This is a genomic window from Streptomyces sp. 130, from assembly GCF_007096885.1.
Classification (GTDB): domain Bacteria; phylum Actinomycetota; class Actinomycetes; order Streptomycetales; family Streptomycetaceae; genus Streptomyces.
In genome coordinates this window covers 196,985-221,729 of the sequence record NZ_VJNO01000001.1, presented here as the reverse complement: position 1 = coordinate 221,729, position 24,745 = coordinate 196,985, and the positions used below count along the sequence as shown (strand labels likewise).

Genomic DNA, 24,745 nt, shown 5'->3' with positions numbered 1-24,745 from the left:
TCCGTACCCCGGAGGACCACCGTGTCCCAGAAGGCCAAGGGCTGGCTGCTCGTCGTCGTGGCGCTGGCCGGTGTCTGGCTGATCCAGAACGGCGCGGGCACCCGGCTCACCCCGCCGGGCCCGGCCGCCGCCCAGGCGTTCGCCGCCGGGCCCGCCCTGCTGCCCGGCTCCCCGGTCGCCGAGCCGCTGCGCCCCTCCGCCCCCGTACGCATCCGGATTCCCGCCATCCGGGTCGACGCGCCGATGATGCGGCTCGGGCTCGGGGCCGACGGCAGCCTGGACGTGCCGCCGGCCGGGAACACGGACATCGTCGGCTGGTACAAGGACGGCACGCCGCCCGGCGCCAAGGGCACCGCGATCGTCGCCGGCCACGTCGACAACGCGCAGGGCCCGTCCGTCTTCTACGACCTGGGCTCCCTGAAGAAGGGCAGCAGCGTCGAGGTGGACCGGCAGGACGGCCGCACCGCCGTCTTCACGCTCGACGCGATCGAGGTGTACGAGAACGACGACTTCCCGGACCAGCGGGTCTACGGCGCCACCGCGCACGCCTCGCTGCGGCTGATCACCTGCGGCGGCGGATACTCAGAAGCGACCGGCTACCGGGGGAACGTGGTGGCGTACGCCCACCTCACGGACGTGCGCTGAGCCCCGCCGCACGAGGCGTCAGCTCTGCCACTGGTCGAACCCGAGCTTCGCGACCAGCGAGAACACCACCACCAGCAGCACCCCGCGGACGAACTCGCTGCCCTTGCGCAGCGCCATCCGCGCCCCCAGCAGCCCGCCCGCCAGGTTGAACACCGCCATCAGCGCCGCCAGCTGCCACAGCACGTTGCCCTGGTGGGCGAACATCGCCAGCGCTCCGGCGTTGGTGCAGACGTTGACGATCTTCGCGGTCGCCGACGCGGTCACCAGGTCGAGGTGGAGCACGGCGGTCAGGGCGAGCACCAGGAAGGTGCCCGTACCGGGTCCGAAGAGCCCGTCGTACAGGCCGATACCGCCGCCCACCAGGACGATCGCGGTGATCCTGCGGGCCCGGGTGACCAGCGGCGGGACGCCGTCCCCGGCGGCCCGGCCGAACTGGGGCCGCAGCATCACGAACGCGGCGACGGCCAGCAGCACCACCATGATCACCGGGCGCAGCACCTCGCTGCTGATCCCGGCCGCGAAGAACGCGCCGGTCATCGACCCGGCCAGGGCCGCGCACCCGATCCGCACCGCCGTGCCCACCTTCACCGGTGCCCTGCGCGCGTAGGTGACGGCGGCGCCCGAGGTGCCGACGATGGCGACCGCCTTGTTCGTGCCGAGGATCTGCGCGGCCGGCAGGTGCGGCAGGCCGAGCAGCAGCGCGGGCAGCAGGAGCAGTCCGCCGCCGCCGACCACCGCGTCGACCCAGCCCGCCGCGGCGGCGGCGAGGCACAGCACGACCAGGGTGGTCAGGGTGATGTCCGGCATGAGCACGACCCTATGGAGCGGATGCGCGCACAGTCCAACCGGTGCGGGCCCGCACCGGGAAAGTTGAGCCAACTCTGAGGTTTCCGCAGGACAAGGCCCCTTTTCCGGCCTCCGCCGACCGCCTCACAGACCTTTTCCGCAGGTGCTGAGCGCAAGGTTCCTCCCGGGAAACAGCGGGGAACCGGCCGGGTAACACCGCCGCGACACGCTCTGGGACATGAGCACACAGGCCCGGCGCCTGTGGCCCTGCCGAACCCGCCCACCGACGACGGAGGCCCGAGATGCCGGTGTCCACTCCCCCGACCGCCCCCACCTCAGGCCCCGCCGCCGTGCCGACGCTCGTGGTCGTCGGGCACGGGATGGTCGGCCAGCGTTTCCTGGAGGCCCTGGCCGAGCGCGGTCTCACCGGCGCCGCCGGGACCGCCCGCGTCGTCGTCCTGTGCGAGGAGCCCCGCGCCGCCTACGACCGGGTCCAGCTGACCTCGTACTTCGCGGGGAGGACCCCGGACGAGCTGGCGCTGGCCGAGGACGGCTTCATGGAGCGGCACGGCTTCGAGCTGCGGCTCGGGGACCCGGCGGTGGCCGTGGACCGCACGGCCCGTACGGTCACCGCGCGGTCCGGCGAGGTCTTCGCGTACGACACGCTGGTGCTCGCGACCGGGTCCTACCCCTTCGTGCCGCCGGTCCCCGGCAAGGACAGCACCGGCTGCTTCGTCTACCGGACGATCGAGGACCTGCTCGCCATCGAGGAGTACGCGAAGAACGCGACGACCGGCGCGGTGGTCGGCGGCGGGCTGCTCGGCCTGGAGGCGGCCGGCGCGCTGAAGGGCCTCGGCCTGGACACGCACGTGGTGGAGTTCGCGCCCCGGCTGATGCCGGTCCAGGTGGACGAGGGCGGCGGCGCCGCGCTGCTGCGCACCATCGAGGACATGGGCCTGACCGTCCACACCGGGGTCGGTACGCAGGAGGTGACCGCGGGCGAGGACGGCGCGGTGACCGGGATGGCGCTCTCCGACGGGTCCGCGCTGGCCACGGACCTGGTGGTGTTCTCGGCCGGGGTGCGCCCGCGCGACCAGCTGGCCCGGGAGTGCGGGCTCGCGGTCGGGGAGCGCGGCGGGATCGTCGTGGACGAGCAGTGCCGGACCTCCGACCCCGCGGTCTTCGCGATCGGCGAGTGCGCGCTCGCCCCGGACGGCCGGGTCTACGGACTGGTGGCGCCGGGCTACGAGATGGCGCTGACGGCCGCCGAGGTGATCGCCGGGAAGGAGGCCGCGTTCACCGGCGCCGACCTGTCGACCAAGCTGAAGCTGCTCGGCGTGGACGTGGCCTCGTTCGGCGACGCGCACGGCACCACCGAGGGCTGCCTGGACGTGGTGTACGCGGACGCCCGCTCCGGCGTCTACAAGAAGCTGGTGATGGCCGCGGACGGCACCCTGCTCGGCGGGGTCCTCGTCGGCGACGCCGACCAGTACGGCACGCTGCGCCCGATGACCGGGAGCGTGCTGCCGGTCGCCCCGGAGCAGCTGGTGCTCCCGGCCGGGGCGGGCGGCCCGGTGGCGCTCGGCCCGTCCGCACTGCCCGACGAGGCGGTGATCTGCTCCTGCCACAACGTCACCAAGGGCGCGATCCGCGAGCACACCACGCTGCCCGAGGTGAAGAAGTGCACCAAGGCCGGCACCGGCTGCGGCAGCTGCCTCAAGGTGATCGGCCAGCTGCTCCCGCAGAGCGCGGACGCGGGCCTGTGCGGCTGCTTCGCGTACACCCGCAGCGAGCTGTACGAGATCGTGCGCACCCTGCGCGTCACCTCGTACGCGGACCTCCTCGACTCCCACGGGCGGGAGGCGGCGCGCGGCGGCGACGGCTGCGAGGTGTGCAAGCCGGCGGTCGGCTCGGTCATCGCCTCGCTCGCCCCGACGGTCGGCGCCAGCGGCTATGTCCTGGACGGCGAGCAGGCGGCCCTCCAGGACACCAACGACCACTTCCTCGCCAACCTCCAGCGCAACGGCTCCTATTCGATCGTGCCGCGCATTCCCGGCGGCGAGATCACCCCGGAGAAGCTGATCGTGATCGGCGAGGTGGCCCGCGACTTCGGGCTCTACACCAAGATCACCGGCGGTCAGCGCATCGACCTGTTCGGCGCCCGCGTCGACCAGCTCCCGCTGATCTGGACCCGGCTCGTCGACGCGGGCTTCGAGTCCGGGCACGCGTACGGGAAGTCGCTGCGCACGGTCAAGTCCTGCGTCGGGCAGACCTGGTGCCGCTACGGCGTGCAGGACTCCGTGCGGATGGCGATCGACCTGGAGCTGCGTTACCGGGGCCTGCGCGCCCCGCACAAGCTGAAGTCGGCGGTCTCGGGGTGCGCCCGGGAGTGCGCGGAGGCCCGGGGCAAGGACTTCGGGATCATCGCCACGGCCGGCGGCTGGAATCTCTACGTGGGCGGCAACGGCGGCGCCACCCCGCGCCACGCCGACCTGCTCGCCCAGGACCTGTCCGACGCCGAACTGGTCCGGCTGATCGACCGGTTCCTGATGTTCTACATCCGCACCGCGGACCGGCTGGAGCGCACCTCGGCCTGGCTGGAGCGCATCGAGGGCGGCCTGGAGCACGTCCGGGACGTCGTCGTGCACGACAAGCTGGGGCTCTGCGAGGAGCTGGAGCGGCTGATGGCCGACCACGTCCGCGGCTACCGCGACGAGTGGGCCGAGACCATCAACGACCCCGAGCGGCTGCGCCGGTTCGTCACCTTCGTCAACGCGCCCGACGCGCCCGACCCGTCGGTGAAGTTCGTCCCGGAACGCGACCAGGTCAAGCCGGACCTGGACATCCTCGCGGGCCCGGTTCTCGCCATCCGCACTCTCGAAGGGACCGCCTCCTGATGACCACGCAGACGCCGGCCACCGCGCAGGACACCCGGACCGTCCGGCTCGCCGCCGGGGACGGCTGGCTCACGGTGTGCGACCGCTCGCAGCTGACCCCCGGCCGCGGGGTCGCCGCCCTCCTCCCGGACGGCCGGCAGGTCGCGCTCTTCCTGGACCGGGCGGGGCGGACGTACGCCATCGACAACCGCGACCCGTTCACCGGGGCCTATGTCCTCTCGCGCGGCCTGCTCGGCTCGGAGGGCGGGCAGCCCTTCGTCGCGTCGCCCCTGCTCAAGCAGCGGTTCGACCTGGTGACGGGCGCCTGCCTGGACGACGACGAGGTCCGCGTACCGGTCTTCGAGGTACGCGCGGACTGAGCGCCGCCGCCCAAAGACGGCCGGAAGCGCATCGAACGGGCGCTTCCGGCCGTCCGCGCCCCCGGTCGTAGGCTTGATCCATGACCCAGGGCTGGAGCGCGCGCGACATTCCCGACCAGACCGGCCGCACGGCCGTGGTGACGGGTGCCAACAGCGGCATCGGGCTCATCACCGCCCGCGAGCTGGCCCGCCGCGGGGCCAGGGTGCTGCTCGCCTGCCGCGACGAGCGGCGCGGCGAGGAGGCGGCGGCCCGCATCCGGTACGCGGTGCGCGGCGCGGACGTCGTGTTCGCCCCGCTCGATCTGGCCGACCTGTCCTCCGTGCGCGCGTTCGCCGCGGACTTCCGGGCGGACCGGCTCGACCTGCTGGTCAACAACGCCGGGGTGATGGCCCTCCCGTACGGGCGGACCGCCGACGGCTTCGAGACCCAGTTCGGCGTCAACCACCTCGGGCACTTCGCGCTCACCGGGCTGCTGCTGCCGAAGCTGCTGGCCACCGGAGGCGCCCGGGTGGTGACCGTCTCCAGCGGGCTGCACGCCCTGGGCAACATCGACATGGGCGACCTCAACAGCGAGCGGGACTACCGCCGCTGGACCGCCTACGGCCGCTCGAAGACCGCGAATCTGCTCTTCGTCCACGAGCTGGCCCGGCGGCTCGCGGCGGCCGGCAGCACGCTGGTCGCCGCCGCCGCACATCCCGGTGTCGCCTCGACCAACCTCCAGACGGCGGCCGTCCGGATGGAGAACCGCCGGACGGCGGAGCGGATCATCCGGTTCGGCAGCCGCGTCCTCGCCCAGCCCGCGTCGGCCGGCGCCCTGCCCACGCTGTACGCGGCGACCGCGCCGGGCGTGCGCCCCGACTCCTTCACCGGCCCCCGGGTGCTGGGCTGGCGCGGCGCGCCGGGCCCGGCCTGGCGGGCGGGCTGGACGCGCGGCGATGTGGCGGGCGAGCGCCTGTGGGTGGCCTCGGAGCAGCTGACCGGCGTGACGTACGCGGGGCTGCGGCCGGCCCGCCCCTGACGGCTCAGCCCTCGACGGCGGACGGGTCCATCCAGATGACCTCCCACATGTGGTGGTCCGGGTCCTGGAAGGAGCGGCCGTACATGAAGCCGAGGTCCTGCGGCTCGTTGGCGGGCGTTCCGCCGTTGGCGAGGGCGGCGTCGGCCAGTTCGTCCACCTTCTCGCGGCTGTCGGCGCTGAGCGCGAGGATCACCTCGGTGGACGCGGCGGCGTCCGCGATCTCCTTCTTGGTGAAGTCCTTGAAGCGCTCCTCCTGGAGGAGCATGGCGAAGATCGTGTCGCTGATGACGAGGCAGGCGGTGCGCTCGTCGCTGAACTGCGGGTTGAAGGAGTAGCCCAGCTTCGCGAAGAAGTCCTTCGACGTCTCCAGGTCCTTGACCGGCAGGTTCACGAAGATCATCTGGGGCATGGCCGTCTCACTCTCTCGGTGGCTGCGAACGCTGTCCGCGCACGCTGTCCGCGAACGCTTCTCGACAGATAGGACGAGGGGGCCGCCCGGAACTCATCGGTGCGGCCGCAGATCCTTTCCGTACGAGGCCCCTCACGAAACCGGAACCGGCGCCCCGCCCCTCAGCAGCGAGCCGCCCAGCGGGGTCAGGGTGTGCTGGACGGAGCTGCCGTGCCGCAGGGTGTGGACGAGCCCCGCCTCGCGCAGGACGCAGGCGTGCTGGCTGGCCGAGGCCAGGGAGACCCCGGCGCGCCGGGCCAGCTCGCTGGTGGTGCAGCCGTCGCCGATGGCCCGCAGGACCGTGGAGCGGGTCTGCCCGAGGAGCCGGCCGAGCGAGGGGCCCGGCTCGGCGAAGGCGGGGGCGGCCGGGTGGGCCACCGGGTAGACCAGGACCGGCGGGAGCAAGGGGTCGCGCAGGACGACGGGGGTGCCCCGGCAGAAGTAGGACGGCTGGAGGAGCAGCCCGCGCCCGTGCAGGTGGAGATCGCGGTCCACGGGGTAGTCCGCCTCCAGGACGGGCGCCCGCCACCGGATGACCGGGGGCAGCGAGGCGAGCAGTTCGTCGGCGCCGCCGTCCAGGAGGGCGCGGCCCCGGATCGCGCGGTCGGCCTCGACGGCGGACCGGATGTGCGGCCAGTACGGCTCGACGGCGGCGCGGTGGTAGTCGCGTAAGGCGCCGACGAGGCGGGCCAGGGGCTCGGCGCCGCCCTCGCGCAGGGGGTCGAGGCGGGCGGCGCGCCGGGCGCCGGGGTCCTCCAGGAGGGCGATCTCGGCGCGCAGGCGGTCGGGCGGAGTGGCGCGCACGGCTTCCATCGCGGCGTCGGCCCCGAGCGGTTCGGCGCTTTCCTGAGAAGGCGTCAGGAAGTCGGGGAAATAGCCGCGCTGCGGGACCACCGCGGACAGCAGACGCACTTCACCGCTCAACCGTGGGCGCGTTTCGGTGCGCCATTTCCCGAAGACCGCGGAAGCCCTCCGGTCCCTCAGCCGGTGAAAGCTGAGAATTGTCTCCCACAGCGCGTCCGGCCCGGAGGCCATCCGCACCCTGGAAAGGTCCCATCCGGAGACATGGATACGCAGCACCGAACTCCCACCCCTTGCACCTGCAATTACCCCCTCGCAAGAGTATGCGAATCGTAACAGCACGTCACCACGGGGTTTCGGCCAGAGGTGAAACGCCTCGCCGGGACCGGCCGCCGGACGAAAAGCTGTACGCCGTCGGGTGCGATTCCGGAGCCACCGGAAGAGCGAGTGAAGGCCGTGGGGGGTTTTGCTCGTTCGGCGGCGGTTGGCAAAGGTGCGGCTCCGCACTCGATGGGGGTAAGCCGGGTGCGGCCCGTGGATGGGGATCCAGGGGCCGCACCCCGGTCCGTTCAACTCGATTTCTTTGCGCATTAAACGAAGCAATGGACACGGGACATTGCATTTACCGGGACATGACAACGGCGCACGACCTCGGTTCCGCACGGCAAGGCGGCGGCACCCCCGCACGGGGTGCCGCCGCCTCCGGAATGCCGCGTCAGCGGCTGTCGCTGGCCCGCGCCCCGGCCGCCGCGCGGCCCGCCTCAAGACGTGCCACCGGAATGCGGAACGGCGAGCAGGAGACGTAGTCGAGACCGGCCTCGTGGAAGAAGTGCACCGACTCGGGGTCGCCGCCGTGCTCCCCGCAGATGCCCAGCTTCAGGTCGGGCCGGGTCGCCCGGCCGGCCGCGACGGCGTTCTTGACCAGGGAGCCGACGCCGTCCTTGTCGATCGTCTCGAACGGCGACACCCCGAAGATGCCCTTCTCCAGGTAGGCGGTGAAGAACGACGCCTCCACGTCGTCGCGGGAGAAGCCCCACACCGTCTGGGTCAGGTCGTTGGTGCCGAAGGAGAAGAACTCCGCCGCCTCCGCGATCTGCCCGGCGGTCAGCGCGGCGCGCGGCAGCTCGATCATGGTGCCGATCTTCAGCTTGAGGTCGGTGCCGGTGGCGGCCTGGACCTCGGCGATGACCCGGTCCGCCTCCTCGCGGACGATCTCCAGCTCCTGGACCGTGCCGACGAGCGGGATCATGATCTCGGCGCGCGGGTCGCCCTTGGCGTTCTTGCGGGCGGCGGCCGCCTCGGCGATGGCCCGCACCTGCATGGCGAACAGCCCGGGGATGACCAGGCCGAGGCGCACCCCGCGCAGCCCCAGCATCGGGTTCTGCTCGTGCAGCTTGTGCACGGCCTGGAGGAGCCTGAGGTCGTTCTCGTTGGCGTCCTTGCGGGCCTCGGCGAGCGCCACCCGCACCGAGAGCTCCGTGATGTCCGGCAGGAACTCGTGCAGCGGCGGGTCCAGCAGCCGTACGGTGACCGGCAGTCCGTCCATCGCCTCGAACAGCTCGATGAAGTCCGCCTTCTGGAGCGGGAGAAGCTGTTCCAGGGCCGTCTCGCGCTCCTGGTCGGTGTCGGCCAGGATCAGCTTCTCGACCAATTCGCGGCGCTCGCCGAGGAACATGTGCTCGGTGCGGCACAGGCCGATGCCCTGGGCGCCGAAGCGGCGGGCGCGCAGGGCGTCCTCCGCGCTGTCCGCGTTGGCCCGCACCCGCAGCCGGCGCATCCGGTCCGCGTACGCCATGATCCGGTGCACGGCGGCGACCAGTTCGTCGGCGTCGTCGGCGCCCGCGTGCATCCGGCCCTCGAAGTACTCGACCACGGGGGACGGCACGACGGGCACCTCGCCGAGGTACACCTTGCCGGTGGAGCCGTCGACGGAGACCAGGTCGCCCTCCTCCACGACGACGTCCCCGACCGTCAGGCGCCGGCGCTTGGTGTCGACCTCGATCTCCTCGGCGCCGCAGACACAGGTCTTGCCCATGCCCCGGGCGACGACCGCGGCGTGCGAGGTCTTCCCGCCGCGCGAGGTGAGGATGCCCTCGGCGGCGATCATGCCGTCCAGGTCGTCCGGGTTGGTCTCGCGGCGGATCAGGATGACCTTCTCGCCGGACCGGGACCACTTGACGGCGGTGTACGAGTCGAAGACCGCCTTGCCGACCGCCGCGCCGGGCGAGGCGGCGATGCCCCGGCCGAGCCGCCGGGTCTTCGCGGTGTCGTCGAAGCGCGGGAACATCAGCTGGGCGAGCTGGGCGCCGTTGACCCGCTGGAGGGCCTCGGCCTCGTCGATGAGCCCCTGGTCCACCAGCTGGGTCGCGATCCGGAAGGCGGCACCGGCGGTGCGCTTGCCGACCCGGGTCTGCAGCATCCACAGGTGGCCGCGCTCGATGGTGAACTCGATGTCGCAGAGGTCCTTGTAGTGGGTCTCCAGCGTCTCCATGATCTTCAGCAGCTGGTCGTACGACTGCTTGTCGATCGCCTCCAGCTCGGCGAGCGGCACGGTGTTGCGGATGCCCGCGACGACGTCCTCGCCCTGCGCGTTCTGGAGGTAGTCGCCGTAGACGCCCTGGTGGCCGCCGGCCGGGTCACGCGTGAAGGCGACGCCCGTACCGGAGTCGGGGCCGAGGTTGCCGAAGACCATCGAGCAGACGTTGACGGCGGTGCCGAGGTCGCCGGGGATGCGCTCCTGGCGGCGGTAGAGCTTGGCCCGGTCGGTGTTCCACGAGTCGAAGACCGCCTTTATGGCCAGGTCCATCTGCTCGCGCGCGTCCTGCGGGAAGTCCCGGCCGGCGTCCCGCGCGACGATCTTCTTGAACTCCTTGACCAGCTTCTTCAGGTCGCCCGCGTCGAGGTCGACGTCGACCTTGACGCCCTTGGCCTCCTTCGCGGCCTCCAGCGCCTCTTCGAAGAGCTCGCCGTCCACGCCGAGCACGGTCTTGCCGAACATCTGGATCAGCCGGCGGTAGGAGTCCCACGCGAACCGCTCGTCGCCGGCCTGGGCGGCGAGGCCCGCCACGGAGGCGTCGGAGAGGCCGATGTTGAGGACGGTGTCCATCATCCCGGGCATCGAGAACTTGGCGCCGGACCGCACGGAGACCAGCAGCGGGTCGTCGGCCTGGCCCAGCTTCTTGCCCATCCGCCTCTCCAGGGCGTCGAGGTGCGCACTCACCTCGTCGCGGAGGGCGGCCGGCTCCTCACCGCTGTCCAGGTAGACCTTGCACGCCTCGGTGGTGATGGTGAAGCCGGGCGGGACGGGGAGCCCGAGGTTGGTCATCTCGGCGAGGTTGGCGCCCTTCCCGCCGAGGAGGTCCTTCAGATCCTTGTTGCCTTCGGTGAAGTCGTAGACGAACTTCTGCACTGCGTTGTTTTCCGACACGGTCTCGACTCCTCGAAGACGCGGTGGCTGCCCTGACGGCGAGGAACATACCCAGATCGAAGGTGTCTGGGTATGTGCGCTTGCGCGTCGTACGGCCGTAACCACCCGTCCGCCAGCAGATCGAAAGCGGACCGCCCGGAAGCCCTCCGGAACCGCGCCTTCAGGAGTCGTACACAGGATGACGCAGCGCCCACCGGAACCCGCGATTCAGTGGCTGAAAGTGATCGAAGCGTCGATCGGTCGAAGTGCGGACACCTGACACTCAGTGCCACCCTTTGAGAAATGCAACCCCGATTTTCGCGCTCATGTGAGCACCACCCCTCTCAAGGTGGCGAGAATCACTCGATGGTGGCACCGCTCAGATGAGCGAAAATGCGAATGGGGGGCACGCAGTGCCCCCCATTCGTCGACCGCTCGCTCAGCCTCCGGACGTATCCAGCTCCGCGTCGGCGCCGATGCCCGCGCAGTCGTACGGGTCCTTCAGCCAGCCGTCCGGGAGGGCCACCCGGTTGTTGCCCGAGGTGCGCCCGCGCGGCCCGTCGGCACCGTCCGGCCAGGGCTGGTCGAGGTCCAGCTCCTGGAGCTGGGAGCCCAGCTCCTCCAGCGAAGAGGTGATCGCCAGCTTCTTGCGCATCTCGGAGCCCACCGCGAAGCCCTTGAGGTACCAGGCGACGTGCTTGCGGAAGTCGATCACGCCCCGGGCCTCGTCACCGATCCACTCCCCCAGCAGCGTCGCGTGGCGCAGCATGACGTCGGCGACCGTGCGCAGCGTGGGCGCCTGCCTCGTCCCCGTCCCCTCGAACGCGCTGACGAGGTCGCCGAAGAGCCAGGGGCGGCCCAGGCAGCCGCGTCCCACGACCACGCCGTCGCAGCCGGTCTCGCGCATCATGCGCAGCGCGTCGTCCGCGCACCAGATGTCGCCGTTGCCCAGCACCGGGATCTCCGGAACGTGCTCCTTGAGCCGGGCGATGGCCTCCCAGTCGGCGGTGCCGCCGTAGTGCTGGGCCGTGGTCCTGCCGTGCAGGGCGACCGCCGTGACGCCCTCCTCGACGGCGATCCGGCCGGCGTCGAGATAGGTGAGGTGGTCGTCGTCGATGCCCTTGCGCATCTTGATCGTCACGGGCAGGTCCCCGGCCCGGGAGACCGCCTCGTGCAGGATCGCGCGCAGCAGCGGCCGCTTGTACGGGAGGGCCGAGCCGCCGCCCTTGCGGGTGACCTTGGGGACCGGGCAGCCGAAGTTGAGGTCGATGTGGTCGGCGAGGTTCTCGTCGACGATCATGCTGACCGCCTTGCCGACCGTGTCCGGGTCCACTCCGTACAGCTGGATCGAGCGCGGGGTCTCGCTCGCGTCGAAGTGGATGAGCTGCATGGTCTTCTCGTTGCGCTCGACCAGGGCCCTCGTCGTGATCATCTCGCTGACGAAGAGCCCCTTGCCGCCCGAGAACTCCCGGCACAGCGTGCGGAAGGGGGCGTTGGTGATGCCGGCCATGGGTGCGAGGACCACCGGCGGCTGCACGGTGTGCGGGCCGATGCGGAGCAGCGAGGGCGAGGGGGCGAGCGTGGTCATGGCCCCATTGTCCCGTACGCCGGAGACTGCTCCCCGGGGCGTCCCGCCCCGCCGGGACGGGGGAAAGAGGGGGGCGCTGTCGGACCCCCGCCGTAGCGTGGGGATTCCGGCGACGGGCCGGTGAGGATTTTCGGCGAACCAAGGAGACATGAATCATGACCACGCCTATGTCCCGCTTAACTCTCGGCTCCCCCAGCCGTCGCGGACTGCTCGCGCTCGGCGGCGCCGGGGCGCTGCTCCTCGGTACGGCGGGCACCGCCCGCGCCGCGGCCGGCTCCACGACGGCCCGGCTGCGCGAGCTGGAGCGGACGCACGGCGCCCGCGTCGGCGCGTTCGCGTACAACGTGGCCACCGGGGTCTCGGTGCGGCACCGGGCCGACGAGCGCTTCCCGATGCTGTCGACGTTCAAGACGCTCGCCGCGGCGGCCGTCCTGCGCGATCTGGACCGGGACGGCGAGGTCCTGGAGAAGGTGGTCCACTACACGAAGGCGGACTGCGTCTCCGATTCGCCGGTCACCGACACCCCGGAGAGCATCGCGAGCGGGCTGAGCATCGCCCGGCTCTGCGACGCCGCCATCGGGGACAGCGACAACACAGCGGGCAATCTGCTGCTGCGCGAGCTGGGCGGCCCGCAAGCCGTCACCCGCTTCGCCCGCTCCCTCGGCGACCGGGAGACCCGGCTGGACCGCTGGGAGCCCGACCTGAATTCCGCCGAGCCGGGCCGGGTCACGGACACCACGACCCCGGCCGCGATCGCCCGCGACTACGCCCGGCTGGTCCTGGGCAACGCCCTGGAGCCCCGGGACCGCGCGCTGCTGACCCACTGGCTGCTGAACTGCCGGACGAGCGGGACGCGGTTCCGGGCCGGGCTGCCGCCGGAGTGGACGGTCGCCGACAAGACCGGCGGCGGCTTCTACGGCTCGTGCAACGACGTGGGCGTCGCGTGGACGGAGGAGGGCGCGCCTGTGGTCCTGGCGGTGCTGACGACGAAGCCGGCGGGTGCCTCCGGCGCGGCGGGCGACCACCCGCTGGTCCGGGACGTGGCGAAGGCCCTGGCGGCAGCAGTCGTTAGTTAGGCATACTATCGATGGATGCCTGAGCTCAGTCACCGACGGCGGATGCTGGTGCTGGCGATCTGCTGCATGAGCCTGCTGATCGTCAGCCTCGACACCACCGCCCTGAACGTCGCCCTGCCCGCCATGCGCCGGGAGCTGGACGCGAGCGTCGCGGGGATGCAGTGGACGATCGACGCGTACACGCTCGTCCTCGCGTCCCTGCTGATGCTCGCCGGTTCCACCGCCGACCGGATCGGCCGGCGGAAGGTCTTCATGGCCGGGCTGGTGCTGTTCACCCTGGGCTCGGCGCTCTGCTCGCTGGCGCCGAGCCTGGAGGCGCTGGTCGCCTTCCGCATGGTGCAGGCCGTGGGCGGCTCGATGCTCAACCCGGTCGCGATGTCGATCATCACCAACACCTTCACCGATCCCCGCGAGCGCGCCCGCGCGATCGGCGTCTGGGGCGCGGTCGTCGGCATCTCGATGGCGGCGGGCCCGGTCGTCGGCGGCGGCCTGGTCGACTCGGTCGGCTGGCGCTCGATCTTCTGGGTCAACCTCCCGGTGGGCCTCGCCGCCCTGCTGCTGACCTGGCGTTACGTCCCCGAGTCACGCGCCCACCGGGCCCGCCGCCCGGACCCGCTGGGCCAGCTCCTGGTGATCGCGCTGCTGGGCTCGCTGACGTACGCGATCATCGAGGCCCCCCAGAAGGGGTGGACCTCGGCCGAGATCCTGCTCTTCGCGGGGATCGCGGCGGCGGCCCTCGCGGCGCTGCTGGTGTACGAGCCGCGGCGCGCCGATCCCCTGATCGACCTGCGGTTCTTCCGCAGCGTGCCGTTCAGCGGGGCCACGGTCATCGCGGTCGGCGCCTTCGCCGCGCTCGGTGGCTTCCTCTTCCTCAACACGCTCTATCTCCAGGACGTCCGGGGTCTGAGCGCGCTGGACGCCGGGCTCTGCACGCTGCCCATGGCGGCCGTGGTGTGCCTGCTCTCACCGCTGTCCGGGCGGCTCGTGGCCAGTCGCGGGCCGCGCATACCGCTGCTGGTCGCGGGCGGTGCGATGGCGGCCAGCGGGCTGATGCTGGCGGCGTTCGACGCGGAGACCGGGACGGTCTCGATGTTCGCCGCGTACGTGCTGTTCGGTCTGGGCTTCGGCTCGGTGAACGCGCCCATCACCAACACCGCCGTCTCCGGCATGCCCCGCTCCCAGGCGGGCGTCGCGGCGGCCGTCGCCTCCACCAGCCGGCAGATCGGGCAGACCCTCGGGGTCGCCGTGATCGGCGCGGTGCTGGCGGCGGGCATGGCGGACCCGGGCGGGTCGGAGGGCTTCGTGGCGGCGAGCCGGCCCGGCTGGTGGATCGTCACCGGCTGCGGGCTCGCCGTCCTGCTGATCGGCGCCCTGAGCAGCGGGCGCTGGGCCCGCTCCACCGCCCGCCGGACCGCGGAACGGCTGGCTGAGCCGGTGGCGGAAGCAGTGGCCGGGGACCCGGCCGCTCAGTCCTCGGCGGCGCGCACCAGCTCCTGAAGGCGCGCCAGCCGCTCGTACGTCTCGTCGTCCCGGGGCGCGTAGCTGACCAGGCGCGGTCCGGCGGAGGGGCCGAGCCACAGGTCGGTGGCCTCCACCCGGAGCAGCCCCACCCAGGCGTTGCGGAAGACCTTGGCCCGGCTGCCGGCCCCGACGACCTCGTGCCGGGCCCAGTTCTCGCGGAACTCCTCCGAGGCCGCCTCCAGGCGCCCCAGCAGCTCCTTCCAGGCGGGCTCGGCGAGGTGTTCCGCCATCGCCGCGCGGAACTTGGCGGTGATGTAGCGGGTCACCTCGGCGGTGTCCATGACCGAGGCCCGCCACTGCTCGTTGGTGTGGGCGAGCAGCATGACGTTGCGGTCCTCGGGCGCGACCGCCTCCAGGTCGCACAGCAGCCGCCCGTACGTGCGGTTGTGGGCGAGGATGTCGTACCGGCTGTTCTGCACGCAGGCGGGGATCGGCTCCAGTTGCCGCAGCATGGTCCGCAGCGCGGGGGTGAGGTGCGGACAGTCCGTGCCGGGAGCCGGATCGATGGCGGCGGCGAGCGAGAAGAGGTGGCTGCGCTCGCTGCGGTCGAGCAGCAGGGCGCGGGCGAGGGCGTCGAGGACCTGGGGCGAGACCTGGATGTCCCGGGCCTGTTCGAGCCAGGTGTACCAGGTGACGCCGACGGCGGAGAGCTGGGCGACCTCCTCGCGGCGCAGCCCGGGCGTCCGCCGGCGGCGGCCCCGGACGAGGCCGACCTGCTCGGGGGTGATCCGTTCGCGGCGGCTGCGCAGGAAGTTCGCGAGTTCGTGCCGCCGGACGTCGGGCTCGCTCCCGCCGCGGGCGGCCGTCTGCGTCGGGGGCGTCGCCATCGTCGTCATGCCTCCAGGGTGCGGGCCCGGCGCGGGCACCGGGCGGCCTGTGCCTGGTGGTACTTCTACCAGGATAAGGACACTCTGGTACCAGGCTGCGGGCGGAACGATCGTCGAGGGCGTGAGTGAATCCTCTGTACGGACGACAACGGCAAGCGCCCCCGCCTCCCCGGTGGTGCGGCACGACCATCCCGCCCCGGTGCTCGGCACGCTGGGGCTGTTCACCGTGCTGCTGGGCGCGGCCCTCCCCCTCATCGACTTCTTCATCGTCAACGTGGCCCTGCCCACCATCGACCGCGACCTGGCGGCGGGCCCGGCCCTGCTGGAACTGGTCGTCGCGGGCTACGGGCTGGCCTACGCCGTGCTGCTCGTCCTCGGCGGGCGGCTCGGTGACATGGCCGGCCGGCGCCGGCTCTTCCTGGCCGGGATCGCGGCCTTCGGGCTCACCTCGCTGGCCTGCGGGCTCGCCCCGACCGCCTGGACCCTGGTCGGGGCGCGGGTGGCCCAGGGCGCGTCGGCCGCGCTGATGCTGCCGCAGGTCCTCGCCACGATCCAGGCGGCCACCTCCGGCCACCGCAGGGCCCGGGCGATGAGCCTGTACGGGGCGACGGCCGGGCTCTCCATGGTCGCGGGGCAGATCCTGGGCGGGGCGCTGGTCGCCGCCGCGCCGCTCTCCTCGGTGTTCGGCGAGAGCGCGGGCTGGCGGTCGGTCTTCCTGGTCAACGTGCCCGTCGCGGCGATCGGTCTGGTGCTGGCGGCGCGCGCGGTCCCGGAGACCCGGGCGGACCGGCCGGCGCCCGTCGACGTACCGGGCACGCTGCTGCTCGCGGTGTCGCTGCTGACGCTGCTGGCCCCGCTCACCGAGGGGCGGGCGGCGGGCTGGCCGCTGTGGACCTGGGTGTCCCTCGCGCTGTTCCCGTTCGCGGCGGTGGCGTTCTACCGGGTGGAGCGGTGGGCGGACCGGCGCGGACTGGTCCCGCTGGTGCCGCCGAGCCTGCTGCGCCTGGAGTCGCTGCGGCGCGGGCTCGCCCTCGTGGTGCCGTTCTCGGTGGGCTTCGGCGGCTTCATGTTCGTCATCGCGGTCGCCCTCCAGCAGGGCCTGGAGCTGGGGCCGGCGCGGTCCGGCCTGTCGATGGCCCCGATGGCGCTCGCCTTCTTCGTGGCGTCGCTGGCGGGCCCCCGGCTGGTGCGGCGCTACGGCAGCCGGGTCGTGACGGCGGGCGGGCTGATCCAGGCGGTGGGCGTGGCGGTGCTCGCGTTCACCGTGTGGCGGGGCTGGCCGGACCTGGGCATGGCGGGCCTGCTGCCCGGCATGGCGGTCGCGGGCTTCGGCCAGGGGCTCCAACTGCCCGTCATCTTCCGCATCATCCTGTCGGACGTGCCGCCGGATCGGGCCGGGGTGGGCGGCGGTGTGATGACGACGACCCAGCAGGCCACGCTGACGCTGGGCGTGGCGACGCTCGGCTCGCTGTTCCTGGCCCTGGTGCCGGGGTCGGGGATGCGGGACGCCCTGATCGTGACGCTGCTCGTCCAGCTGGCGGCGGTCGCCCTGACGACCGCGCTGAGCCTGCGGCTGCCGCGCGCGGTGGGGTAGGGGCGGCAGCCGGGAGCACGACGGCCCCGGCGGACGGACCTGGTGGTCCGCCCGCCGGGGCCTCGGGCGGTGCGCGGGGGCGTCAGCTCTGCGCCGGGGCCTCCGGCTCCGCGGCCGGCGCGTCGGCCTGCGCGGTGTCGGGCTGCGCGGTGCCGGCGGACCGCTCCCGCATCTTGCGGAGCAGCTCCTGCTTCTGGTCGGCGGCCGACTTGCGGTCGGCGGCCTCTCCGGCGGGGCCGACGCCCGGCGCGCCGCTGCGGGACAGCTTCTTGCGCTGTCCGCCTACGCCGAGGAGGTTGTTGCGGCTCTTGGCCATGGGGTTCTCCCAATGTGTGGTCTCGGTGAGGTCTCTCGCGACCTCGGATCGATCCGGGGGGCGGCGGGTGGTCGGGCCCGCCGCGCTCTCACTCGTAGATCTGGAAGAACGAATACATGGGCAAGACGGTACCCACACCGGGCGCCCGGCTCACCCGGTTTTCCTGACGCGCGAGGCCCCCGGTCCCGCGGCGGGCGCGGAAGCGGGGGCCTCGGTGGGCGGTGCGGGCGTCAGCAGCCGAGCAGGCGGGTGGCGAGGTAGCCCTGGATCTGGTCCAGGGAGACGCGCTCCTGCTTCATCGTGTCGCGCTCGCGGACGGTGACGGCGTTGTCGTCCAGGGTGTCGAAGTCGACGGTGACGCAGAACGGCGTACCGATCTCGTCCTGGCGGCGGTAGCGGCGGCCGATGGCACCGGCGTCGTCGAACTCGATGTTCCAGTTCTGCCGGAGGTCGGCGGCGAGGCCCTTGGCCTTCGGCGAGAGCTGCGGGTTGCGGGAGAGCGGGAGGACCGCGACCTTGACCGGCGCCAGGCGCGGGTCGAGGCGCATCACGGCGCGCTTCTCCATGACGCCCTTGGCGTTCGGAGCCTCGTCCTCGCTGTACGCGTCGAGGAGGAAGGCCAGCAGCGAGCGGCCGACACCGGCCGCGGGCTCGATGACGTACGGGGTGTAGCGCTCGCCCTTCTCCTGGTCGAAGAAGGAGAGGTCCGTGCCGGACGCCTTGGAGTGGGCGGTGAGGTCGTAGTCGGTGCGGTTGGCGACGCCCTCCAGCTCGCCCCACTCGCTGCCGCCGAAGCGGAAGCGGTACTCGATGTCAGCGGTGCGCTTGGAGTAGTGCGAGAGCTTCTCCTGCGGGTGCTCGAACCACCGCATGTTCTCCTCGCGCAGGCCGAGACCGGTGTACCAGTTCCAGCGCTGCTCCATCCAGTACTCCTGCCACTGCTCGTCCTCGCCGGGCTTGACGAAGAACTCCATCTCCATCTGCTCGAACTCGCGCGTGCGGAAGATGAAGTTGCCCGGAGTGATCTCGTTGCGGAAGGACTTGCCCATCTGCGCGATGCCGAACGGGGGCTTCTTGCGCGCGGTGGTCAGCACCTGGGAGAAGTTGGTGAAGATGCCCTGGGCGGTCTCGGGGCGCAGGTAGGCGACCGAGCCGGAGTCCTGGGTCGGGCCGAGGTGCGTGGAGAGCAGGCCGGAGAACTGCTTGGGCTCGGTGAAGGTGCCCTTGTTGCCGCAGTTGGGGCAGTTGAGGTCGGCGAGGCCGTTCGCGGGCGCCTTGCCGTGCTTCTCCTCGTACGCCTCCTCCAGGTGGTCCGCGCGGTAGCGCTTGTGGCAGGAGGTGCACTCGGTCAGCGGGTCCGAGAACGTGGCGACGTGGCCGGAGGCGACCCACACCTCGGGGGCCAGGATGACCGACGAGTCGATGCCGACGACGTCCTCGCGGGAGGTGACCATGTAGCGCCACCACTGGCGCTTCAGGTTCTCCTTGAGCTCTACGCCCAGCGGCCCGTAGTCCCAGGCGGCCTTCTGGCCACCGTAGATCTCGCTGCAGGGGTAGACGAAGCCACGGCGCTTGCTCAGGCTGACGATGGTGTCGATCTTGTCGGCGGCCACGGTGCTCTCTTCATTACGACGGAACGGGCGGGCGAAGAGCCCAGATTACCGGCGGCGCCTCCCCTTCGATCAAATCGGTACCGGTCCCGTTCGCGAACCCCGCTTGTTGACAATCGTTTCCACTTTTGTTGAAAATGACTGTCATGAACATACGCCGCCTCATACCGGCCGCCGCCGTCACCGGCGCGGTCGCCCTCGGTCTCTCCGCCGTCACCGCCTGCTCGTCGTCCGACACCTCCGACCACAAGAGCGACGGCCGGCTGGACGTGGTGGCGTCCTTCTACCCCATGCAGTTCCTGGCCGAGCGCATAGGCGGCGACCACGTCTCGGTCACCACCCTCACCAAGCCCGGCGTGGAACCCCACGACCTGGAGCTCAGCCCCCGGGAGACCGGCAGGCTCGGCCACGCGGACCTCATCCTCTACCTCAAGGGCCTCCAGCCCGCCGTCGACGAGGCGATCAAGCAGTCCGGGGCCTCCCGCACCCTGGACGCCGCGACACTGACCGCGCTGGAGGACCACGGCACCGAGACCGGCGGCGAGGAGCACGGCCACGAGCACGAGGGCGACGAGGCCGGCGCCGACCCGCACATCTGGCTGGACCCGGTGAAGTACACCGAGGTCGCCAAGGGCGTCGGCGCCTCCCTGGAGAAGACCGACCCGGACCACGCGGCGGACTACCGCGAGAACACCAAGGCCCTCGTCAAGGAGCTGGGCGCGCTCGACACCGCGTACCGGACCGGGCTGAAGAACACCGCGACGAGGACGTTCATCACCACGCACTCCGCCTTCGGCTACCTCGCCGAGCGCTACGGCCTCGTCCAGGAGGGCATCGCCGGCATCGACCCCGAGGCCGAGCCCAGCCCCGCCCGCATCGGCGCCCTGCACTCCATCGCCGAGGAGAAGAAGGTCACCACCGTCTTCTTCGAGACGCTCGCCAGCGACAAGACCGCGAAGACCGTCGCCCGCGACACCGGCCTGAAGACCGGCGTCCTGGACCCGCTGGAGGGAATCACCGACAGCTCGAAGGGCGATGACTACATCGAGGTCATGACGTCCAATCTCGCCGCCCTGCGCACGGCACTCGGCGCGAAGTGAGCCACGACCCCGCCCCGCCCGGCGGCCCCACCACACCCGCCGGCCCCGACCGCGCAGCAGCACCGGAGACGCTCATGCCCGAGCCCCAGCACCCCGCCCCCGAACCCGTCATCGCCGTACGCGACGCCACCGCGACGCTGGGCGCGCGCCCCGTGCTGCGCGGCGTCGACCTGACCGTGCGCCCGGGCGAGGTCGTCGCCCTGCTCGGCGCCAACGGCTCCGGCAAGTCCACCGCCGTCCGCTCCGTCATCGGCCAGGTCCCCCTGACCGGCGGCACCGTCGGGCTCTTCGGCACCCCGCTGCGCCGCTTCCGCGACTGGGCCCGGGTCGGCTACGTACCGCAGCGCACCACGGCGGCCGGCGGCGTGCCCGCCACGATCCGCGAGGTCGTCTCCGCCGGGCGCCTCTCCCGCACCCGGCTCGGCCTCCCCCGCAAGGCCGACCGCGCCGCCGTCGACCGGGCCATCGAGCTCGTCGGCCTCGCCGACCGCGCGAAGGACTCGGTGGACGCCCTCTCCGGCGGCCAGCACCAGCGCGTGCTGATCGCCCGCGCGCTCGCCGCCGAACCGGAACTCCTGATCATGGACGAGCCGATGGCGGGCGTGGACCTGGCCAGCCAGGAGATCCTGGCCGCCACCCTGCGCGAGCAGGTCGCCGCCGGCACCACCGTGCTCCTCGTCCTGCACGAGCTGGGCCCGCTGGAGCCCCTGATCGACCGGGCGGTCGTCCTGCGCGACGGCTGTGTGCTGCACGACGGGCCGCCCCCGAAGGCCGTCGGGCAGCACGCCCTGCCCGGCCACGACCACGTACACCCCCACGCGGCTTCCGAGCCCGTCCGGACGGGACTGCTGAGCTGACCATGGAATTCCTCGACCCTCCCTTCATGCAGCGGGCCCTGCTCGCCGCCGTGCTGGTCGGCGTCATCGCGCCCGCCGTCGGCATCTACCTCGTACAGCGCCGGCAGGCCCTGATGGGCGACGGCATCGGCCACATCGCGATGACCGGCGTCGGCCTCGGCTTCCTGCTCTCCACCAGCCCGGTCTGGATGGCCACCGCCGTCGCCGTCGCCGGCGCGGTCGTCATGGAGCTGATCCGCTGGTACGGCCGCACCCGCGGCGACATCGCGCTGGCCATGCTCTTCTACGGCGGAATGGCGGGCGGCGTCCTGCTGATCAACCTCTCCGACACCGGCTCGAACGCCAACCTGACCTCGTACCTCTTCGGTTCGCTGGCCACGGTCTCCTCCGAGGACGTCACCGCGATCTCGCTGCTCGCCGCGTTCGTACTGCTGGTGACGGTGGGGCTGCGGCGGCAGCTGTTCGCCGTCAGCCAGGACGAGGAGTTCGCCCGGGTGACCGGCCTGCCGGTGCGGATGCTGAACCTGCTCGTCGCGGTCACCGCCGCGGTGACCGTCACGGTCGCGATGCGGGTCGTGGGACTGCTGCTGGTCAGCGCCCTGATGGTGGTCCCGGTCGCGGCGGCGCAGCAGATCACCCGGTCCTTCAAGGTGACCTTCGTGCTCTCCGTCCTCATCGGGGTCGGCGTCACCCTGTCCGGCACCATCACCTCGTACTACCAGGACGTCCCGCCCGGCGCGACGATCGTGCTGCTGGCCATCGGCGTCTTCGTCGCCCTGACGCTGCTCGCCGCCCCGCTCGCCCGCCGCCGCGCCCGGCGCGGGGCGACCGAGGCGCAGGGGTGCACCCTGGAAGTACCGGGGGCCCGCCCGGCGCCGGACGACGTCCGAGTCTGACCCCTCGGAAGGGGCGGGCTGGCACAATGGCCCGACAGATGTACGGGCGACACGAGGAGGCTCCTGTGGCGACGGCGCCGATCAGTGGTACGAACGCGGCTCCGGTACGCGGCCGCTCGACCCGGCAGCGGGCGGCCGTCGCGGCGGCGCTCGACGAGGTGGACGAGTTCCGCAGCGCCCAGGAACTGCACGACGTCCTCAAGCACCGGGGAGACTCGGTCGGCCTGACGACCGTCTACCGCACCCTCCAGTCCCTCGCCGACGCCGGCGAGGTGGACGTCCTGCGCACCACGGAGGGCGAGTCCGTCTACCGGCGCTGCTCGACCGGCGAACACCACCACCACCTGGTCTGCCGCGTGTGCGGCAAGGCGGTCGAGGTCGAGGGGCCCGTGGTCGAGCAGTGGGCGGAGACCATCGCCGCCCAGCACGGCTTCGTCAACGTCGCGCACACGGTCGAAATCTTCGGCACCTGCGCCGACTGCGCGAGCGGCGAGAACTGAGGCGGCGGGCCGACGGGGGCGCACCCCCGCCGGCCCTTCCGCTCAGCTCCCCGAGGCCGCGACCTCCTCCGCGCCGCCGAACCGGCGGTCGCGCTGGGCGAATTCAAGACAGGCGCGCCACAGGTCGCGGCGGTCGAAGTCCGGCCACAGCACGTCCTGGAAGACCATCTCGGCGTACGCGCTCTGCCAGATCAGGTAGTTCGAGGTGCGCTGCTCGCCGCTGGGCCGCACGAACAGGTCCACGTCCGGCATGTCCGGGTAGTAGATGTACTTCGCGAACGTCTTCTCGTTGACCTTCGCCGGGTCGAGCCGCCCGGCGGCGACGTCCTGCGCGATCCGCTGCGCTGCGTCCGCGATCTCGGCCCGGCCGCCGTAGTTGACGCAGAAGTACAGCGTCATCCTGTCGTTGTCCTTGGTCTGCTCCTGGGCGACCTGGAGCTCCTGCACGACGGACTTCCACAGCTTGGGCATGCGGCCCACCCAGCGGATGCGGATGCCGAGCTCGTCCATCTCGTCACGGCGGCGGCGGATGACGTCCCGGTTGAAGTTCATCAGGAACTTCACCTCCTCCGGGGACCGCTTCCAGTTCTCCGTCGAGAAGGCGTACAGCGAGAGGTTCTTGACGCCCATCTCGATGCAGCCCTTGAGCACGTCCATGACGACGCCCTCGCCGACCTTGTGCCCCTCGGTGCGCGGCAGCCCGCGCTCCTTCGCCCAGCGGCCGTTGCCGTCCATCACGACGGCGACGTGCTTGGGCACCAGCTCACCGGGGATCTTCGGGGGCACGGCACCGGACGGGTGCGGCTCCGGGGTCTTGTAGTCGCGCCGGTTACGGCCGCCGAGCATCCCGCGTACTGCCATGAGCTTCTCAGTCTCCCTGTGTCACTTCTCTACGTACCGCAGTGAACGCAGCCCGCGCTCCAGATGCCAGTGCAGATACGCGGACACCAGCCCGCTCCCCTCCCTGACATGACGCGCCTCGCACGCGTCCGCCGTCTCCCAGTCACCGGTGAGCAGGGCGCTCAGCAGGGAAACGGCCTCAGCCGAGGGTACGACGCTGCCGGGCACCCGGCAGTCCCCGCACACGACTCCGCCCGCCGCCACAGAGAAGAAACGGTTCGGCCCCGGCAGTCCGCAGCGGGCGCAGTCGTCGAAGCTGGGGGCGTAGCCGTTGACCGCGAGGGAGCGCAGCAGGAAGGCGTCCAGGATGAGGTGCGGCTCGTGCTCGCCCCGGGCCAGCGTGCGCAGCCCGCCCACCAGCAGCAGGTACTGCTGGACCGCGGGCTCGCCCTCGTGGTCGGTGAAGCGCTCGGCGGTCTCCAGCATCGCCGTCCCGGCGGTGTAGCGCCCGTAGTCGGTGACGATCCCGCCGCCGTACGGGGCGATCGTCTCGCTCTGCGTGCACAGCGGCAGCCCCCGTCCGACCAGCTCGCTGCCCCGCGCGAAGAACTGCACGTCCACATGGGAGAACGGTTCGAGACGGGCCCCGAACTTCGACTTGGTGCGCCGCACCCCGCGCGCGACGGCCCGCACCCGGCCGTGGCCCCGGGTCAGTATCGTGATGATCCGGTCGGCCTCGCCCAGCTTCTGCGTGCGCAGCACCACGCCGTCGTCCCGGAACAAGCTCATGCGTCCATTGTCCGGTACGCCGCCGACAACCGGGGCCGGCCCCGCCCCCACGGGCTTAGGAGGGCGTACGCGCCGCCTCGGCGAGCAGTCGGGCGGTGTCCTCGGCGCGCAGCCTCAGCGCCCCGCCGACGGTGGTCAGCACCTCGCGCTCGGCGGTGCTGTACGCGCCGTCGGCGAGGGCGATCCGGGCGCCCTGGAGCAGGATCGACTCGCGCCCGGTGGGGGCGAGGTGCGGGGCGAGCGGTTCCAGCGCCTCGTGCAGCTCGATGGCGAGGGCCGCGCCGCACGCCTCGGCCGCCGGGTCGAACGCGCAGCCCTGGCCGATGTCCGTGGACAGCACCTCGACCACGTTGGCGAGCTGCTCGGGCGTGCAGTCCTCGAACCCGGCGCCGCGCACGGTCTCCGCGGCGCTCTCCAGCACCGTGCGCGAGGTGCTGCCGCCGGCCGCGAGGACGCCGAGCGCCACGGTGTGCACGGCGTCCCTGAGCATCGCGGAGAACCGGGTGGTGGTGGGGTGGTCGAGCGTCTCCGGGCCGAAGTGCTGGTGGCAGGCGGCGCATTCGACCACCGGGCCCGTGGTGCCGCGCCGCAGCACGGGGACGCCCAGCACGGCGAAGCGGCGACGGCCGGTGAGGCGGCGGTAGTTGCGGTCACCGCCGCAGCCGGGGCAGAAGAACTCCCCGTCCCCGGTGGTGTCCCACAGCGTACGGATGCCGCAGATACGCAGCTTCATGGCGCGTTGTCCCAGGGCTGACCGCACGTCGCACACCTCCGTAACACTCCGGCAACACTGCCGTGTCGACGTGATGTTAACCACATCCCCGTGGTGCCGTCAGTACCCCGCGGGCCACAACCGCCCGGAGATGGCCG

General features: G+C 72.1%; 22 protein-coding genes. 11 read left to right on the top strand and 11 right to left on the bottom strand.

Annotation, left to right across the window (positions count from 1 at the left end):
* The first annotated feature begins 21 nt into the window (after nt 1-21).
* Nucleotides 22-645: a class F sortase gene (locus FKN01_RS01030; RefSeq protein ID WP_143615761.1), complete on the top strand. Its 624-nt coding sequence runs from the start codon at nt 22-24 to the stop codon at nt 643-645.
* Between the two features lie 18 nt (nt 646-663).
* Here the strand turns inward: FKN01_RS01030 and FKN01_RS01025 are convergent, their stop codons facing one another.
* Nucleotides 664-1,452 carry a TSUP family transporter gene (locus FKN01_RS01025; RefSeq protein WP_143615760.1) on the bottom strand — a complete coding sequence of 263 codons (789 nt, stop codon included), beginning with the start codon at nt 1,450-1,452 and terminating at the stop codon, nt 664-666.
* 281 nt (nt 1,453-1,733) lie between these two features.
* Between FKN01_RS01025 and nirB the strand changes: the two genes are divergently transcribed.
* The 3 genes from nirB to FKN01_RS01010 all read left to right on the top strand — a co-directional run bounded on the left by nirB (nt 1,734) and on the right by FKN01_RS01010 (nt 5,706).
* Entirely contained in the window at nt 1,734-4,328 is a 2,595-nt protein-coding gene (nirB, locus tag FKN01_RS01020; RefSeq protein WP_143615759.1) for a nitrite reductase large subunit NirB, read from the top strand.
* Nucleotides 4,328-4,687 carry a nitrite reductase small subunit NirD gene (gene nirD / locus FKN01_RS01015; protein ID WP_143615758.1) on the top strand — a complete coding sequence of 120 codons (360 nt, stop codon included), beginning with the start codon at nt 4,328-4,330 and terminating at the stop codon, nt 4,685-4,687. Before nirB ends, nirD begins: the two co-directional genes overlap by 1 nt.
* Nucleotides 4,688-4,767: 80 nt before the next feature.
* The gene (locus FKN01_RS01010) at nt 4,768-5,706 is read left to right on the top strand and encodes an oxidoreductase (RefSeq protein WP_143615757.1); all 939 of its coding nucleotides are present in this window, start codon (nt 4,768-4,770) and stop codon (nt 5,704-5,706) included.
* Between the two features lie 4 nt (nt 5,707-5,710).
* Here the strand turns inward: FKN01_RS01010 and FKN01_RS01005 are convergent, their stop codons facing one another.
* The 4 genes from FKN01_RS01005 to dusB all read right to left on the bottom strand — a co-directional run bounded on the left by FKN01_RS01005 (nt 5,711) and on the right by dusB (nt 11,949).
* Nucleotides 5,711-6,115 (bottom strand): VOC family protein, encoded by a 405-nt coding sequence (locus FKN01_RS01005; protein ID WP_143615756.1) that lies wholly within the window; start codon nt 6,113-6,115, stop codon nt 5,711-5,713.
* 132 nt (nt 6,116-6,247) lie between these two features.
* Nucleotides 6,248-7,234, bottom strand: a complete 987-nt coding sequence (locus FKN01_RS01000; protein WP_185992690.1) for a helix-turn-helix domain-containing protein — start codon at nt 7,232-7,234, stop codon at nt 6,248-6,250.
* 436 nt (nt 7,235-7,670) lie between these two features.
* Nucleotides 7,671-10,382, bottom strand: a complete 2,712-nt coding sequence (ppdK, locus tag FKN01_RS00995) for a pyruvate, phosphate dikinase (RefSeq protein ID WP_143615755.1) — start codon at nt 10,380-10,382, stop codon at nt 7,671-7,673.
* Nucleotides 10,383-10,800: 418 nt separating this feature from the next.
* Nucleotides 10,801-11,949, bottom strand: coding sequence for a tRNA dihydrouridine synthase DusB (gene dusB / locus FKN01_RS00990; protein WP_143615754.1), 1,149 nt, complete (start codon nt 11,947-11,949; stop codon nt 10,801-10,803).
* Between the two features lie 155 nt (nt 11,950-12,104).
* Here dusB and bla point away from each other — a divergent pair, with 155 nt between their 5' ends.
* Nucleotides 12,105-13,025: a class A beta-lactamase gene (gene bla, locus FKN01_RS00985; protein ID WP_143615753.1), complete on the top strand. Its 921-nt coding sequence runs from the start codon at nt 12,105-12,107 to the stop codon at nt 13,023-13,025.
* Nucleotides 13,026-13,040: 15 nt separating this feature from the next.
* Nucleotides 13,041-14,522, top strand: a complete 1,482-nt coding sequence (locus tag FKN01_RS00980) for an MFS transporter (RefSeq protein ID WP_143615752.1) — start codon at nt 13,041-13,043, stop codon at nt 14,520-14,522.
* On the opposite strand, the gene FKN01_RS00975 is transcribed toward FKN01_RS00980, so the two are convergent.
* On the bottom strand, nt 14,492-15,382 hold the full coding sequence (locus tag FKN01_RS00975; RefSeq protein WP_143615751.1) for a helix-turn-helix domain-containing protein: 891 nt from the start codon (nt 15,380-15,382) through the stop codon (nt 14,492-14,494). The genes FKN01_RS00980 and FKN01_RS00975 overlap by 31 nt on opposite strands.
* 112 nt (nt 15,383-15,494) lie before the next feature.
* On the opposite strand from FKN01_RS00975, the gene FKN01_RS00970 reads away from it, so the two are divergent.
* On the top strand, nt 15,495-16,967 hold the full coding sequence (locus tag FKN01_RS00970) for an MFS transporter (RefSeq protein ID WP_260696731.1): 1,473 nt from the start codon (nt 15,495-15,497) through the stop codon (nt 16,965-16,967).
* A gap of 82 nt (nt 16,968-17,049) precedes the next feature.
* Here FKN01_RS00970 and FKN01_RS00965 read toward each other — a convergent pair whose 3' ends face one another.
* Both FKN01_RS00965 and FKN01_RS00960 read right to left on the bottom strand, forming a co-directional pair.
* Nucleotides 17,050-17,283 (bottom strand): DUF6243 family protein, encoded by a 234-nt coding sequence (locus FKN01_RS00965; RefSeq protein ID WP_143615750.1) that lies wholly within the window; start codon nt 17,281-17,283, stop codon nt 17,050-17,052.
* Nucleotides 17,284-17,513: 230 nt separating this feature from the next.
* Nucleotides 17,514-18,896 carry a glycine--tRNA ligase gene (locus FKN01_RS00960; RefSeq protein ID WP_143615749.1) on the bottom strand — a complete coding sequence of 461 codons (1,383 nt, stop codon included), beginning with the start codon at nt 18,894-18,896 and terminating at the stop codon, nt 17,514-17,516.
* A 143-nt stretch (nt 18,897-19,039) separates the two neighbouring features.
* Here FKN01_RS00960 and FKN01_RS00955 point away from each other — a divergent pair, with 143 nt between their 5' ends.
* From FKN01_RS00955 to FKN01_RS00940, 4 genes are all read left to right on the top strand, one after another.
* On the top strand, nt 19,040-19,993 hold the full coding sequence (locus FKN01_RS00955; RefSeq protein ID WP_143615748.1) for a metal ABC transporter substrate-binding protein: 954 nt from the start codon (nt 19,040-19,042) through the stop codon (nt 19,991-19,993).
* Between the two features lie 74 nt (nt 19,994-20,067).
* Entirely contained in the window at nt 20,068-20,850 is a 783-nt protein-coding gene (locus FKN01_RS00950; RefSeq protein ID WP_143615747.1) for a metal ABC transporter ATP-binding protein, read from the top strand.
* Between the two features lie 2 nt (nt 20,851-20,852).
* On the top strand, nt 20,853-21,746 hold the full coding sequence (locus tag FKN01_RS00945) for a metal ABC transporter permease (RefSeq protein ID WP_143615746.1): 894 nt from the start codon (nt 20,853-20,855) through the stop codon (nt 21,744-21,746).
* A gap of 65 nt (nt 21,747-21,811) precedes the next feature.
* The gene (locus tag FKN01_RS00940; protein WP_143615745.1) at nt 21,812-22,246 is read left to right on the top strand and encodes a Fur family transcriptional regulator; all 435 of its coding nucleotides are present in this window, start codon (nt 21,812-21,814) and stop codon (nt 22,244-22,246) included.
* 42 nt (nt 22,247-22,288) lie between these two features.
* Here the strand turns inward: FKN01_RS00940 and FKN01_RS00935 are convergent, their stop codons facing one another.
* From FKN01_RS00935 to FKN01_RS00925, 3 genes are read right to left on the bottom strand one after another with little or no spacing between them, the layout of a single operon-like run.
* Nucleotides 22,289-23,107, bottom strand: a complete 819-nt coding sequence (locus FKN01_RS00935; RefSeq protein ID WP_143615744.1) for an isoprenyl transferase — start codon at nt 23,105-23,107, stop codon at nt 22,289-22,291.
* Nucleotides 23,108-23,128: 21 nt separating this feature from the next.
* Nucleotides 23,129-23,875 carry a DNA repair protein RecO gene (recO, locus tag FKN01_RS00930; protein WP_143615743.1) on the bottom strand — a complete coding sequence of 249 codons (747 nt, stop codon included), beginning with the start codon at nt 23,873-23,875 and terminating at the stop codon, nt 23,129-23,131.
* 55 nt (nt 23,876-23,930) lie between these two features.
* Nucleotides 23,931-24,608 (bottom strand): TerB family tellurite resistance protein, encoded by a 678-nt coding sequence (locus FKN01_RS00925; RefSeq protein ID WP_143615742.1) that lies wholly within the window; start codon nt 24,606-24,608, stop codon nt 23,931-23,933.
* Nucleotides 24,609-24,745 lie beyond the last annotated feature (137 nt).

What these genes read in the sequence shown, in the direction of transcription:
- FKN01_RS01025 (WP_143615760.1), bottom strand. Translation starts at nt 1,452, where the DNA reads ATGCCGGACATCACCCTGACCACCCTGGTCGTGCTGTGCCTCGCCGCC.
- nirB (WP_143615759.1), top strand. Translation starts at nt 1,734, where the DNA reads ATGCCGGTGTCCACTCCCCCGACCGCCCCCACCTCAGGCCCCGCCGCC.
- nirD (WP_143615758.1), top strand. Translation starts at nt 4,328, where the DNA reads ATGACCACGCAGACGCCGGCCACCGCGCAGGACACCCGGACCGTCCGG.
- FKN01_RS01010 (WP_143615757.1), top strand. Translation starts at nt 4,768, where the DNA reads ATGACCCAGGGCTGGAGCGCGCGCGACATTCCCGACCAGACCGGCCGC.
- FKN01_RS01005 (WP_143615756.1), bottom strand. Translation starts at nt 6,115, where the DNA reads ATGCCCCAGATGATCTTCGTGAACCTGCCGGTCAAGGACCTGGAGACG.
- dusB (WP_143615754.1), bottom strand. Translation starts at nt 11,949, where the DNA reads ATGACCACGCTCGCCCCCTCGCCCTCGCTGCTCCGCATCGGCCCGCAC.
- bla (WP_143615753.1), top strand. Translation starts at nt 12,105, where the DNA reads ATGACCACGCCTATGTCCCGCTTAACTCTCGGCTCCCCCAGCCGTCGC.
- FKN01_RS00980 (WP_143615752.1), top strand. Translation starts at nt 13,041, where the DNA reads ATGCCTGAGCTCAGTCACCGACGGCGGATGCTGGTGCTGGCGATCTGC.
- FKN01_RS00975 (WP_143615751.1), bottom strand. Translation starts at nt 15,382, where the DNA reads ATGACGACGATGGCGACGCCCCCGACGCAGACGGCCGCCCGCGGCGGG.
- FKN01_RS00965 (WP_143615750.1), bottom strand. Translation starts at nt 17,283, where the DNA reads ATGGCCAAGAGCCGCAACAACCTCCTCGGCGTAGGCGGACAGCGCAAG.
- FKN01_RS00955 (WP_143615748.1), top strand. Translation starts at nt 19,040, where the DNA reads ATGAACATACGCCGCCTCATACCGGCCGCCGCCGTCACCGGCGCGGTC.
- FKN01_RS00950 (WP_143615747.1), top strand. Translation starts at nt 20,068, where the DNA reads ATGCCCGAGCCCCAGCACCCCGCCCCCGAACCCGTCATCGCCGTACGC.
- FKN01_RS00945 (WP_143615746.1), top strand. Translation starts at nt 20,853, where the DNA reads ATGGAATTCCTCGACCCTCCCTTCATGCAGCGGGCCCTGCTCGCCGCC.
- FKN01_RS00935 (WP_143615744.1), bottom strand. Translation starts at nt 23,107, where the DNA reads ATGGCAGTACGCGGGATGCTCGGCGGCCGTAACCGGCGCGACTACAAG.
- recO (WP_143615743.1), bottom strand. Translation starts at nt 23,875, where the DNA reads ATGAGCTTGTTCCGGGACGACGGCGTGGTGCTGCGCACGCAGAAGCTG.
- FKN01_RS00925 (WP_143615742.1), bottom strand. Translation starts at nt 24,608, where the DNA reads ATGAAGCTGCGTATCTGCGGCATCCGTACGCTGTGGGACACCACCGGG.